A 12,518-nucleotide genomic window follows, 5' to 3' on the forward strand; every position below is an offset into this window, starting at 1 on the left:
GAGGCCGCCCGGCTGCTGGCCGGCGCCGAGGGCGCCGCGCCGCCCGCCGCCGACGACCTGGCCGCCACCCGGCTGGCCACCGCCCGTCGGCTGGCGGCCGCCTACCGGGCCACCGTGCTGTTGAAGGGCTCCACCACGGTGGTCGCCGACCCGGGCGGGGCCGTTCGGGTGAACCCCACCGGCACTTCCTGGCTGGCCACCGCCGGCAGCGGCGACGTCCTGGCCGGACTGGCCGGCTCGCTGCTCGCCTCCGGCCTGCCGGCCCTGGACGCCGCCTCGGTGGCCGCCTACCTGCACGGCCTCGCGGGCCGGAAGGCGGCGGGCGAGCCGGGCGCGCCGGTGACCGCGCTGGCGGTGGCGCAGGCGCTGCCGACGGTGTGGCGGGCCGTACGGGAGGCGGCGCGCGAGTCCTAGGGCGGAACCGGACGGTCCGTTCCCGGCGTCCCAACCAGGGCGGACGGGCCGGCTGCCGCAGGTCGACAGCGTGTGCGAGCCCCCGGTATCGGCCGCCGCGCCGATGGGCCGTTCGGCGAGGACCCCGGGACGTCTGGGAGACTGACCCTGATGACAACTGCGAACACGACCGGCACAGCCACCCTGACCGACGGCGTACGGGCCGAGGCGACCATCGACCTCGGTGCCCTGCGCGACAACCTCGGCGCCCTGCGCGAGCGCGTCGGCAGCACGGCGGTGATGCTCGCGGTCAAGGCGGACGCCTACGGCCACGGCGCGGTCGAGTGCGCCCGCGAGGCGGTCGCGAACGGGGTCGGCTGGCTCGGCTGCGCGACGCCCGACGAGGCGCTGGCGCTGCGGGCCGCGGGCATCCGCCCGGAGCAGGCCCGCATCCTGTGCTGGCTGTGGACGCCGGGCGGGCCGTGGCGGGAGGCGCTGCGCGCGGACCTGGACGTCTCGGTCAGCGGCCGGTGGGCGCTGGAGGAACTGCTGGCGGCCGTCCGGGAGACCGGAATCCCGGCGCGGGTCCACCTGAAGGCCGACACCGGGCTGGGCCGCAACGGCTGCCAGCCGCACGACTGGCCGGAGCTGGTGGCCGCCGTCCGGCGCGCCGAGACCGAGGGGCTGCTGAAGGCCGTCGGCGTCTGGTCGCACTTCGCCGCCGCCGACGAGCCCGGCCACCCGTCGATCCAAGCCCAGCTGGACTCCTACCGCGCCGCGCTGGCGCACGCCGAGGCCGCCGGGCTGCGCCCCGAGGTCCGGCACATCGCGAACTCCCCGGCCACCCTGCTGCTGCCCGAGGCGCACTTCGACCTGGTCCGCACCGGCCTGGCCGCGTACGGCCTGTCGCCGGTGCCCGAGGTGGGCTCGCCGGCCGACTTCGGGCTGCGCCCGGTGATGGCGCTGAGCGCCCGGCTGGCGCTGGTCAAGCACGTCCCCGGTGGGCACGGGGTCAGCTACGGCCACCACTACGTGACGCCCGGCGAGACCACGCTCGGCCTCGTCCCGGTCGGCTACGGCGACGGCATCCCGCGCCACGCCAGCGGCACCGGCCCGGTGCAGATCGGCGGCAAGTGGCGCACGGTGGCCGGCCGGGTGGCGATGGACCAGTTCGTGGTGGACCTGGGCGGGGAAACCCCCGGGATCGGCGAGGAGGTGCTGCTGTTCGGCAACGGCGAGCGCGGCGAGCCGACCGCCGAGGACTGGGCCCGCGCCTGCGGCACCATCTCGTACGAGATCATCACCCGGATCGGCGCCCGGGTGCCCCGCCGCTACCTGGGCGGCAGCCGCACCGAGGGTCTGCCGGCATGACCGACGCACCGGCCGGGGGCAACCCGGTCGCGGCGGTGGCCAAGGCGGCCGATGCGGCCTCCGGGGTGAGCCGGGCGGGTGTGATCGGGATCTCCGTCGGCGTGCTGGCGGCCGGCGCGGCCGCGGGCGTCGCGATCGAGCGGCTGACGGTCGGACGGACGATGCGCCGCCGGGCCCGGGCCGAGCTGGACGCGGCCGCCCCGTACGGCTCGCTGCGCGGGCGCCCGCTGACGGTGGCCGCGCCGGACGGCACCGAGCTGTACGTCGAGCTGGACGGCACCGGGTGGGACGAACCGGACGGCGCCGAGCCGCTGACCGTGGTGTTCTGCCACGGCTACTGCCTCAACCAGGACAGCTGGCACTTCCAGCGCGCGACGCTGCGCGAGGGCCTGCGGCTGGTCTTCTGGGACCAGCGCAGCCACGGCCGCTCCGAGCGCTCCCGCACCTACCTGGCCGGTGAGCCCGCCAGCATCGACCAGCTGGGCGGCGACCTCAAGGCGGTGCTCGACGCCGTCGCGCCGACCGGGCCGCTGGTGCTGGTCGGCCACTCGATGGGTGGCATGACGATGATGGCGCTGGCCGACCAGCACCCGGAGCTGTTCGGCATGGGGGTCCCCCCGGCCGAAGGCTGGGGGAGGGTCGCCGGGGTCGCGCTGATCGGCACCCTGGCGGGGGACTGGAACGAGGTGAACCTCGGCCTGCCGAAGGCCGGCGCGAAGCTGTTCAAGAAGGTCGCGCCCGGGGTGGTGAAGCTGCTGGGCCGCCAGGTCGAGCTGGTGGAGGCCACCCGGCGGATGGGCTCGGACGTGGCCGCCGTCTTCTACCGGCGGTTCTCCTTCGGGGGCAAGGACGTCGACCCCGGCGTGGTGCGCTTCGCCGAGCAGCTGCTGGACGCGACCCCGATCGACGTGGTCGCCGAGTTCTACCCGGTGTTCGGCGCGCACGAGAAGTACGAGGCGCTGACCGTGCTGCGCGGCCTGCCCGCCCTGGTGATGGCCGGGACGAAGGACCTGCTGACCCCTGCGGCGCACAGCGAGGCGATGGCCGAGCGGCTGCCCGGCGCGGAGCTGGACCTGGTGGAGGGCGCCGGGCACCTGGTGATGCTGGAGCGTCCTGAGTTGGTCGACCACCAGTTGGCCGCGCTGCTGCGTCGGGCCGCGGACTTCGCGGGCGCGGTGCCCCCGCCGTCGACCGTCCTCGATCTGGACTGAGGCCCCACCCCGCCCGGGCACCGGCGCCGGACGCATCGGCGCCGGACGCATCGGCGCCGGACGCATCGGCGCCGGACGCGCGTCCGGGCGGCGATGTGGCACGGTAGCGGTGGCGCCCGGTGGTCGGTGCGCCGCCACGGAGCGAAGGGCAAGACACGCGCATGGGCTCGCACGCCACACTCACCGTCCCCACCCCGGAGCGGATGGGCCGGCTCGGCCGGGAGCTGGCCGCGCTGCTGCGGCCGGGCGACCTGGTGCTGCTCTCCGGCGAGCTGGGAGCGGGCAAGACCACGCTGACCCGGGGCCTGGGGGAGGGGCTGCAGGTCCGCGGGGCGGTGACCTCGCCGACCTTCGTGATCGCCCGGGTGCACCCCTCGCTGGTCGGCGGCCCGGCCCTGGTGCACGTGGACGCGTACCGGCTGGGCGGGGACCTGGACGAGATGGAGGACCTCGACCTGGACGTCTCGCTGCCGGAGTCGGTGGTCGTGGTCGAGTGGGGCGAGGGCAAGGTCGAGCGGCTCTCCGAGGACCGGCTGGAGGTCCGGATCGAGCGTGCGATCGGCGACACCGCGGGGGAGGACCACGACCCGCGCCGGGTGGTGCTGACCGGCATCGGCCCGCGCTGGGCGGGCGTGGCGCTGGCGGAGCTCGGGTAGCGCGGGCCGGCGGGTTCCGCCGTTTTGCCGACAGGCTGTCGGCAAGGTGTTGCGGGCGGGGTGCCGGGCGTGGTGGGATGGGTGCTGCGGTTAGGTCTGCCTAACTAGGGAGGCGCCATGTCGAGCACCACCCCCGCCCCGGAGCGCGCCGCGCGCACCACCGGGGCCGGAGAACCCGCCCGCCGTGCTCCGGGAGAGCCGGTGCGGGCGCTGCTGGCCGCCTGTGCGGCCGCGGAGGCGGTGTCCACCCCGCCCGAGCCGCGGCCCCGGCAGGCCGAGGAGCCCGAGGCGGAGACACCCCGGGCCGCGTAGTCCCGCCGTCGCCAGGGGCCTCAGGCGACCACGACCACCTTGGTCTCCTTCGGCGCGAAGTCCCAGAGCAGCTGCCCCTCGGCGCGGCCGCTGCGGATGCCGCCGGTCTTGGCCTTCGGGTCGGCGGTCGGGGTCGCGCCGTCCACCGCCGCGCTGAACCCGAACACCACGCCCTCCTGCTGCGCGAAGCGCACCACGTGCTCGATCTGCCGGCCGTCCGTCCCGGTGGTGGTCTGGGTGCGGCTGTACACCGAGTAGCTGCCCGGAGTCGGCTCGACGGTGCCGGGGGTGACCGGGAAGGCGGCCGCGATCTGCGGGGTCTTCTTGGGGTCGATCAGCCAGACGTAGTGGCTGCTGATCGAGTAGACGACCCGGGTGCCGCTGCCCGAGCTGGTCGGCAGCGGCGGGACGGTCGGGGTGGCCGAGGCGCTCGGCGTGGCGGAGGCGGCCGGCCCGCTGGACGTCGCGGCGGTGGTCGGACGGGCTCCGCCCGCGCGGTCCTGCGCGCCGTTGGCCTGGAAGGCCAGCAGGCTCACCACCGCCAGGGCCCCCAGGGTCAGCCCCGTGACCACCACTCCAGGACCCATCTTCGCCACGTGCCGCTCCCGCTGCCGTCCCGTTTACGTACGGCCCCATCGTGCCAGGTCCCCCCGCACGGGTGGCAGCGGATCGGACCTGTGTTCCCGAGTGGTACACCTTGCCGATCGACCGATCGGCCGGTCGGCCCAACGTCGGTCTAACCTTGACCCGTGCTGCTGCTCGCGTTCGACACCGCTACCCCCGCCGTCACCGCCGCCGTCCACGACGGCACGGCCGTCCTCGCCGAGACCCACCAGGTCGACGCCAGGCGCCACGGCGAACTGTTGCTGCCCGCGATCGACCAGGTCCTGCGGGCGGCCGGGGTGGGCAAGCACCGGCTCACCGGCATCGCGGTCGGCGTCGGCCCGGGCCCGTACACCGGCCTGCGGGTCGGCCTGGTGACCGCCGCCGCGCTCGGCCACGCGCTCGGGCTGCCGGTGCACGGCGTCTGCACCCTGGACGCGATCGCCTTCCAGGCCCGTGCCGAGGGTCTGGCCGGGGAGCCGTTCACGGTGGCCACCGACGCGCGCCGCAAGGAGGTCTACTGGGCCTCGTACGACGCCGAGGGCCGCCGCACCGAGGGCCCCGGCGTGGACCGCCCGGCCGAGCTGACGCCGCAGGCCCGCTCGGTCGGCGCCGGCGCGCTGCTCTACCCCGACGCCTTCCCGGGCGCGCACGGCCCCGAGCACGTCTCGGCCGGCGCCCTGGCGGGCTTCGCCGCCGCCGAGCTGGCCGCCGGGCGCGAGCTGCTGCCGAACGTCCCGCTGTACCTGCGCCGCCCGGACGCCCAGGTCCCGGCCGCCTACAAGACCGTTCTAGGGGGCAAGGCGGTGCTCCCGGCGTGAACCACGGCACCACCCTGCGCCCGATGCGCTGGTGGGACATCGAGCCGGTGATGGAGCTGGAGCTCAAGCTCTTCCCCGAGGACGCCTGGTCCCACGGGATGTACTGGTCCGAGCTGGCCGAGGCCCACCCCGGCGGCACCCGCCACTACACCGTCGCCACCACCGAGGACGGCAGGATCGTCGGCTACGCCGGACTGATGGCGATCGCCGGTGAGGGCGACGTCCAGACCATCGCCGTCGACTCCCGCCACCAGGGCGCCGGCCTCGGCGCGGCGCTGCTCACCGACCTGATCCGGGAGGCCGCCCGGCGCGACTGCGCCGAGCTGCTGCTGGAGGTGCGGGTGGACAACCCGCGCGCCCAGCGGCTGTACGAGCGGCACGGCTTCGAACCGGTGGGCATCCGGCGCGGCTACTACCAGCCCGCCAACGTCGACGCGCTGGTGATGCGCCTCGACCACCCCAGCATTGACAGCACTGACCCGAAGGACATTGAGGACACCCGCCATGGCTGACGAACCGCTCGTCCTCGGCATCGAGACCTCCTGCGACGAGACCGGCGTCGGCATCGTGCGCGGCACCACGCTGCTGGCCGACGCGGTCGCCTCCAGCGTCAACGACCACGCCCGCTTCGGCGGCGTCGTCCCCGAGATCGCCAGTCGCGCGCACCTGGAGGCGATGGTCCCGACCATCCAGCGCGCCCTGGACACCGCCGGGATCAAGGCGAGCGACCTGGACGGCATCGCCGTCACTGCCGGGCCCGGCCTGGCCGGCGCGCTGCTGGTCGGCGTCAGCGCCGCGAAGGCGTACGCCTGGGCGCTGGACAAGCCGCTGTACGGGGTCAACCACCTCGCCTCGCACATCTGCGTCGACCAGCTGGAGCACGGCCGGCTGCCCTCGCCGACGATGGCCCTGCTGGTCTCCGGCGGGCACTCCTCGCTGCTGCTCAGCGAGGACATCACCAGCGACGTCCGCCCGCTCGGCGCGACCATCGACGACGCGGCCGGCGAGGCCTTCGACAAGGTCGCCCGGGTGCTCGGCCTCGGCTTCCCCGGCGGCCCGATCGTCGACCGCACCGCCCGCGAGGGCGACCCCAAGGCGATCAACTTCCCGCGCGGCCTGAGCGGCCGGAACGACCCGGAGTACGACTTCTCCTTCTCCGGCCTGAAGACCGCCGTCGCCCGCTGGGTGGAGGCCAAGCGCCGGGCCGGCGAGGAGGTGCCGATCGCCGACGTGGCGGCCTCCTTCCAGGAGGCGGTCACCGACGTGCTCACCCGCAAGGCCGTCAAGGCGTGCAGGGACAACGGCGTCGACCACCTGATGATCGGCGGCGGCGTCGCGGCCAACTCCCGGCTGCGCGAGATGGCCCAGCAGCGCTGCGACCGGGCCGGCATCCGGCTGCGGGTGCCCCGGCCGGGCCTGTGCACCGACAACGGCGCGATGGTGGCGGCGCTGGGCGCCGAGATGGTGTGGCGGGACCGCACGCCCTCCGCCTTCGACCTGTCGGCGGACTCCTCGCTGCCCGTCACCGACGTCCACGTGCCTCACACGGATTTCCACGGCCAGGCCTACGACGCCCTCGGCGGCGGCGCGGCATGACCGTCGCGGCGATGTGGGAGGCCCGGGCGGCGTCCGGTCGAGGGGGCGAACTCGCCAGCTGGGTGCGGGAGTTCGCGCTGCCCGCAGTCCGTGGCGCGGTCGGCCTGGAGCGCGTCGAGCTGCTCTCCGCCCCCGGGGAGCGGGTGCTGCTGATCACCTGGTGGAGCGGCGAGCCCGCGCCCGTCGCCGACCCTCCGGCCGAACTGCTCGGCCGCCCGGTGCACCGCTGGTCCTTCACCAGCGAGCACGTCGAGTGAGTGGGCGCATCGAGTAATCCGAAAAGAGGGTGATACGAGGAACCGCCGCCCCGGCCGCTACCGTGCATAGCTGAGAGGAAGCTGGACGGAAGCCGGGAGCGCGGTGCGGTGAGCAGGAACGGGCGGAACAGGACCAGGACGTACGCGGCGGGGGCCCTGGCCCTGCTGGCCTTCGCCACCGCGTGCGGCGACAACGGGGGTGGCGGCAGCGCCGCCCCGGCCGCGACCACGGCCGCCCCCCAGCCCGCCGGCACCACGCCGGCCGCCGCGGCCGCCACGCCCGGCACGGCCCCGGCCGAGGGCGACGCCGCGGCCTGGGCGAAGTGGAACCTCAAGCCGCTCGCCCCGGCCCCCGCGCCGCCCGCCGACAAGCCCATCAAGCTCGAACGGACCGGCACCGTACCGGTGTTCAGCGATGTGAAGACGAACGACAAGGTCGTCTTCATCACCATCGACGACGGCGCCGAGAAGGACCCGAAGTTCGTCGAGATGCTCACCGACCTCAAGGTGCCGATCTCGATGTTCCTGACCAAGGACATAGTCAGGAACGACTACGGCTACTTCAAACCGCTCCAGGCGCTGGGCAACCACATCCAGAACCACACCGTCACCCACCCCGTGATGAGCAAGCTCTCGCCGGAGAAGCAGAAGGGCGAGATCTGCGACGACCAGGCCGCGCTCACCCAGCAGTACGGCACCGCCCCGCTGCTGTTCCGCCCGCCGTTCGGCGACGGCGCCAACACCCCGACGCTCAACGAGTCGGTGCAGCAGTGCGGCCCGCGCGCCATCGTGCTGTGGCGCGAGTCGATGCAGATCCACGACATGCAGTACCAGACGGGCGACAAGAAGCTGAAGTCCGGCGACATCATCCTGGCGCACTTCCGCGGCCCCAAGGAGCTCAAGGGCGCCACGATGACCCAGATGTTCGGCGACCTGCTGGCCCGGATCCAGGAGCAGGGCTTCTCGGTGGCCCGGCTGGAGGACTACATCCAGGCGCCGGCCTCCTGAGCGCCCCTAACCGGCCTGTACGGGCTGCCCGAGCATCATCAGCGGTCCGTGGTCGGTGCGGCTGAGGATCACCGTGACGGTGTTCGGCCCGGAGGGCTTGAGCTGGCGGCGCAGCTCCTCCGGGGTGATCGCCATCCCGCGCTTCTTGATCACCACCGTGCCGACCCCGCGCTCGCGCAGCAGCGCCTTCAGCTTCTTGATGTGGAACGGCAGCACGTCGGTGAGCTCGAAGGCGTGCGCGTACGGGGTGGCGACCAGTGCGTCCGAGGTCAGGTAGGCGATCTTCGGGTCGATCAGCCGGCCGCCGACCTGCTCGGCCACCTCGGCCACCAGGTGCGCCCGGATCACCGCGCCGTCCGGCTCGTAGAGGTACCGCCCGACCGGGCCGGCCGGCGGGTCGGGCAGGTCGCCGCCGGTCAGGCTGGCGCCCTGCGGGAGCAGGGTCGCGCGGTGCGGGCGGGCGGCCCCGGTGCCGAACCAGAGCACCGCCTCCTTGACGTCCCCGTGGTCGGAGACCCACTCGGCCTCGGCGTCCGCCGGGACCGCCTCGTGCGGGATGCCCGGGGCCACCTTCAGCGCGCCGATCGGGGTCCGCCGGCCGGCCTCGATCGCCCAGGAGAGCGGTGGGGCGTACGCCTCGGGGTCGAACACCCGGCCGCGGGAGGTGCGCCGCGCGGGGTCGGTGAACACCGCGTCGTAGCCGGTGACGTCCACGTCGGCGACGTCCGCGCAGCGCACCTCGACCAGCTCGGCCAGGCCCAGCGCGGCGGCGTTGGCCGCGGTGGCGGCGCAGGCGGCCGGATCCCGGTCGACGGCCAGCACGCTGATCCCGGCCCGGGCCAGCGCCAGCACGTCCCCGCCGATCCCGCAGCACAGGTCCGCGAGCCGCCGTACGCCCAGCTCGGCGAAGCGGCGCGCCCGCCACTCGGCCACGCTGCGCCGGGTGGACTGCTCGACGCCGTTGGGCGTGAAGTACATCAGGTCGGCGTCCGCCCCGAACTTCGCCCGCGCCCGCTGCCGCAGCCGGGCCTGCCCGAAGGCCGCGGACACCAGCTCGGCCGGGTGCTCCCGCCGCAGCCGGGTGGCCAGCGCCAGCTCCTCCTCGGGGGCGAACTCGCGCAGCTCGGCGAGCAGGGCCTGACCCTCGGGGGTCAGCAGGGGCTGGAGGTTCTCGGTGTCCACGGGCTCATTCTGACCGGTCACGGGCCGGGGCGGCCCGCCGTGAGCGGGCCGCGACCGCACACGCGTACGGGAACTCGGGGCCCGGTCACCCGTGGCGCGAGTTCCCAGGGCGCGTCGTTGGCACTCTGGTTGACTGAGTGCTAACGGCGGCCTATGGTCATCCTTGGCACTCCCCAGTGGGGGAGTGCTAACGCGAAGACGCGTGTCTGACCCCCGCGACGGCAGGCCCGCAGGTTCGCCCCTACCCGTTAGAAAACCCCGTAATCTCCGAAGGGGAGCTCGGACGTGACCACCAGCAGCAAGGTTGCCATCAAGCCGCTCGAGGACCGCATCGTGGTCCAGCCGCTCGACGCCGAGACCACCACGGCCTCCGGCCTGGTTATCCCGGACACCGCCAAGGAGAAGCCCCAGGAGGGCGTCGTCCTGGCCGTCGGCCCGGGCCGCTTCGAGGACGGCCAGCGTCTGCCGCTCGACGTCGCCGTCGGTGACATCGTCCTGTACTCGAAGTACGGCGGCACCGAGGTGAAGTACCAGGGCGAGGAGTACCTGGTGCTCTCGGCCCGCGACGTCCTCGCGATCATCGAGAAGTAAGACGTTCCGACCCGCCCCGGATCCGTGTCCCAAGTGACAGGGGCCCGGGGCGTGGTTGTTGGTTCACGTAGTTCGGCGGCCGGTGGGCCGGCCGCAGCCCCGAGGGAATAGGGAACATGGCGAAGATCCTGCAGTTCGACGAGGACGCCCGCCGCTCGCTGGAGCGCGGTGTCAACAAGCTGGCCGACACCGTCAAGGTGACCATCGGCCCCAAGGGCCGCAACGTCGTCATCGACAAGAAGTTCGGCGCCCCGACCATCACCAACGACGGTGTCACCATCGCCCGTGAGGTCGAGCTGGACGACCCGTACGAGAACCTTGGCGCGCAGCTCGTCAAGGAGGTCGCCACCAAGACCAACGACGTCGCGGGTGACGGCACCACCACCGCCACCGTGCTGGCCCAGGCCCTGGTCAACGAGGGTCTGCGCAACGTCGCCGCCGGTGCCGGCCCGGCCGCCCTGAAGAAGGGCATCGACAAGGCCGTCGCCGCCGTCTCCGAGCACCTGCTCTCGGTGGCCCGCGAGATCGAGGGCAAGGACGACGTCGCCGCCGTCGCGTCCCTCTCCGCCCAGGACACCCAGGTCGGCGAGCTGATCGCCGAGGCGATCGACAAGGTCGGCAAGGACGGTGTCATCACCGTCGAGGAGTCGAACACCTTCGGCGTGGAGCTGGACTTCACCGAGGGCATGCAGTTCGACAAGGGCTACCTGTCGCCGTACTTCGTCACCGACGCGGAGCGTCAGGAGGCGGTCCTCGAGGACCCGTACATCCTGATCAACCAGGGCAAGATCTCCTCCATCCAGGAGCTGCTGCCGCTGCTGGAGAAGATCCTGCAGGGCGGTGCCTCCAAGCCGCTGCTGATCATCGCCGAGGACGTCGACGGCGAGGCGCTGTCGACCCTGGTCGTGAACAAGATCCGCGGCACCTTCAACGCCGTCGCCGTCAAGGCCCCGGGCTTCGGCGACCGCCGCAAGGCGATCCTCGGCGACCTGGCCGTCCTGACCGGCGGCACGGTCATCTCCGAGGAGGTCGGCCTCAAGCTCGACCAGGTCGGCCTGGACGTGCTGGGCACCGCCCGCCGCGTGACCATCACCAAGGACGAGACCACGGTCGTCGACGGTGCCGGTGACGCCGAGGCCGTGGCCGGCCGCGTCGCCCAGATCAAGGGCGAGATCGCCGCGACCGACTCCGACTGGGACCGCGAGAAGCTGCAGGAGCGCCTGGCCAAGCTGGCCGGCGGCGTCTGCGTCATCAAGGTCGGCGCCGCCACCGAGGTGGAGCTGAAGGAGCGCAAGCACCGCCTGGAGGACGCCATCTCGGCGACCCGCGCCGCGGTCGAGGAGGGCATCGTCGCCGGTGGTGGCGCCTCCCTGGTGCACGCCGCCAAGGTCCTGAACGACGGCCTGGGCCTGTCGGGTGACGAGGCCACCGGTGTCGCCGTGGTCCGCAAGGCGCTGCACGAGCCGCTGCGCTGGATCGCCCAGAACGCCGGCCTGGAGGGCTACGTCATCACCTCCAAGGTCTCCGAGCTGGAGCTCGGCCAGGGCTACAACGCGGCCACCGGCGAGTACGGCGACCTGGTGAAGGCCGGCGTCATCGACCCGGTCAAGGTCACCCGCTCCGCCCTGGAGAACGCCGCCTCGATCGCCTCCCTGCTGCTCACCACCGAGACCCTCGTGGTGGAGAAGAAGGAGGAGGAGGCCGAGAACGGTGCCGGCCACTCGCACGGCCACGGCCACTCCCACTGAGGCCCGAGCGCCTGAGGCCTGAGTGCCTGAACGCCTGACCGGAGGCCCGGTCCGCACCCCTCGGGGCGCGGACCGGGCCTCCGGTGTTGTCGGGCGGGGTGTCCTTCAGTCTTCAACTATCAGTAGAATTTTGCAGAATGCAAAGATTGCCTTATAACTGAGGCATGATCGAGGCCCGCCATCTGCGCGTCCTGCGTGCCGTCGCCCGCACCGGTTCCTTCTCCGCCGCCGCCCGCGAGCTGGGGTGTACGCAGCCTGCCATCAGCCAGCAGATGAAGGCCCTGGAGAAGTCCGTGGACACCCCGCTGGTGGTCCGTTCGGGCCGCGGGATGCAGCTGAGCGAGGCCGGGCGGGTCCTGCTCAAGCATGCCACCGGAATCCTGGCGGGGCTCTCCGCCGCCGAGGAGGAGGTGGCCGCGATCGCCGGGCTGCGGGCCGGACGGGTGCGGCTGGTCTCCTTCCCGACCGCGAGTTCCACCCTGGTGCCGCCCGCGGTCGCCCGCCTGCGGGACAGCCATCCGGGGGTGCGCGTGTCGCTGGTCGAGGCGGAGCCGCCGGAGTCGCTGGCGATGCTGCGCGGCGGGGAGTGCGAGATCGCGCTGGCCTTCCGCTACCCGCAGTCCGACGGCGCCGCCGCGCTGCAGGCTCCCGCCCACGGTTCGCCGCGCGAGGCGCGGGCCGAGGCGAACCTGGAGGCGCAGCAGCTGTCGGCCGGCACCGACTGGTCCGATCTGGTGGTCACCCCGCTGCTGGACGACCCCCTGGTGGG

Annotated in this window: 15 protein-coding genes; 13 read left to right on the top strand and 2 right to left on the bottom strand. The window is 73.6% G+C overall.

Features of this window, described 5'->3' with window-relative positions; translation table 11 throughout:
* The 5 genes from J0670_RS14290 to J0670_RS14310 form a co-directional block, all read left to right on the top strand.
* The coding region (locus tag J0670_RS14290) for an NAD(P)H-hydrate dehydratase (RefSeq protein ID WP_279383002.1) at nt 1-414 on the top strand (414 nt) is incomplete at its 5' end.
* Nucleotides 415-564: 150 nt separating this feature from the next.
* Nucleotides 565-1,764 (top strand): alanine racemase, encoded by a 1,200-nt coding sequence (gene alr / locus J0670_RS14295; protein WP_207811930.1) that lies wholly within the window; start codon nt 565-567, stop codon nt 1,762-1,764.
* Complete coding sequence (locus tag J0670_RS14300; protein ID WP_207811931.1) at nt 1,761-2,975, top strand: alpha/beta fold hydrolase; 1,215 nt, start codon at nt 1,761-1,763, stop codon at nt 2,973-2,975. Before alr ends, J0670_RS14300 begins: the two co-directional genes overlap by 4 nt.
* A gap of 161 nt (nt 2,976-3,136) precedes the next feature.
* Nucleotides 3,137-3,631, top strand: coding sequence for a tRNA (adenosine(37)-N6)-threonylcarbamoyltransferase complex ATPase subunit type 1 TsaE (gene tsaE, locus J0670_RS14305; RefSeq protein WP_207811932.1), 495 nt, complete (start codon nt 3,137-3,139; stop codon nt 3,629-3,631).
* A 117-nt stretch (nt 3,632-3,748) separates the two neighbouring features.
* A complete protein-coding gene (locus tag J0670_RS14310) occupies nt 3,749-3,943 on the top strand; it encodes a hypothetical protein (RefSeq protein WP_207811933.1) in 195 nt (64 codons plus the stop codon).
* A gap of 20 nt (nt 3,944-3,963) precedes the next feature.
* Here J0670_RS14310 and J0670_RS14315 read toward each other — a convergent pair whose 3' ends face one another.
* On the bottom strand, nt 3,964-4,530 hold the full coding sequence (locus J0670_RS14315; protein WP_207811941.1) for a hypothetical protein: 567 nt from the start codon (nt 4,528-4,530) through the stop codon (nt 3,964-3,966).
* Between the two features lie 162 nt (nt 4,531-4,692).
* On the opposite strand from J0670_RS14315, the gene tsaB reads away from it, so the two are divergent.
* The 5 genes from tsaB (at nt 4,693) to J0670_RS14340 (ending at nt 8,228) form a co-directional block, all read left to right on the top strand.
* Nucleotides 4,693-5,367, top strand: coding sequence for a tRNA (adenosine(37)-N6)-threonylcarbamoyltransferase complex dimerization subunit type 1 TsaB (tsaB, locus tag J0670_RS14320; RefSeq protein ID WP_207811934.1), 675 nt, complete (start codon nt 4,693-4,695; stop codon nt 5,365-5,367).
* 23 nt (nt 5,368-5,390) lie between these two features.
* On the top strand, nt 5,391-5,879 hold the full coding sequence (gene rimI / locus J0670_RS14325; protein ID WP_207811942.1) for a ribosomal protein S18-alanine N-acetyltransferase: 489 nt from the start codon (nt 5,391-5,393) through the stop codon (nt 5,877-5,879).
* Nucleotides 5,872-6,963, top strand: a complete 1,092-nt coding sequence (gene tsaD, locus J0670_RS14330) for a tRNA (adenosine(37)-N6)-threonylcarbamoyltransferase complex transferase subunit TsaD (protein ID WP_207811935.1) — start codon at nt 5,872-5,874, stop codon at nt 6,961-6,963. The genes rimI and tsaD overlap by 8 nt, the downstream gene beginning before the upstream one ends.
* Entirely contained in the window at nt 6,960-7,220 is a 261-nt protein-coding gene (locus J0670_RS14335; protein ID WP_207811936.1) for a hypothetical protein, read from the top strand. Before tsaD ends, J0670_RS14335 begins: the two co-directional genes overlap by 4 nt.
* A gap of 108 nt (nt 7,221-7,328) precedes the next feature.
* Nucleotides 7,329-8,228, top strand: a complete 900-nt coding sequence (locus J0670_RS14340) for a polysaccharide deacetylase family protein (protein WP_207811937.1) — start codon at nt 7,329-7,331, stop codon at nt 8,226-8,228.
* A gap of 6 nt (nt 8,229-8,234) precedes the next feature.
* Here J0670_RS14340 and J0670_RS14345 read toward each other — a convergent pair whose 3' ends face one another.
* Entirely contained in the window at nt 8,235-9,431 is a 1,197-nt protein-coding gene (locus tag J0670_RS14345) for an SAM-dependent methyltransferase (protein ID WP_374223103.1), read from the bottom strand.
* 264 nt (nt 9,432-9,695) lie between these two features.
* Here J0670_RS14345 and groES point away from each other — a divergent pair, with 264 nt between their 5' ends.
* The 3 genes from groES to J0670_RS14360 form a co-directional block, all read left to right on the top strand.
* Nucleotides 9,696-10,001 (top strand): co-chaperone GroES, encoded by a 306-nt coding sequence (gene groES / locus J0670_RS14350; RefSeq protein WP_014136232.1) that lies wholly within the window; start codon nt 9,696-9,698, stop codon nt 9,999-10,001.
* Nucleotides 10,002-10,117: 116 nt separating this feature from the next.
* On the top strand, nt 10,118-11,749 hold the full coding sequence (gene groL / locus J0670_RS14355) for a chaperonin GroEL (RefSeq protein ID WP_207811939.1): 1,632 nt from the start codon (nt 10,118-10,120) through the stop codon (nt 11,747-11,749).
* Nucleotides 11,750-11,913: 164 nt separating this feature from the next.
* The coding region (locus J0670_RS14360; protein ID WP_207811940.1) for a LysR family transcriptional regulator at nt 11,914-12,518 on the top strand (605 nt) is incomplete at its 3' end.

It is taken from the genome of Streptomyces sp. FH025 (assembly GCF_017427025.1).
Classification (GTDB): domain Bacteria; phylum Actinomycetota; class Actinomycetes; order Streptomycetales; family Streptomycetaceae; genus Kitasatospora.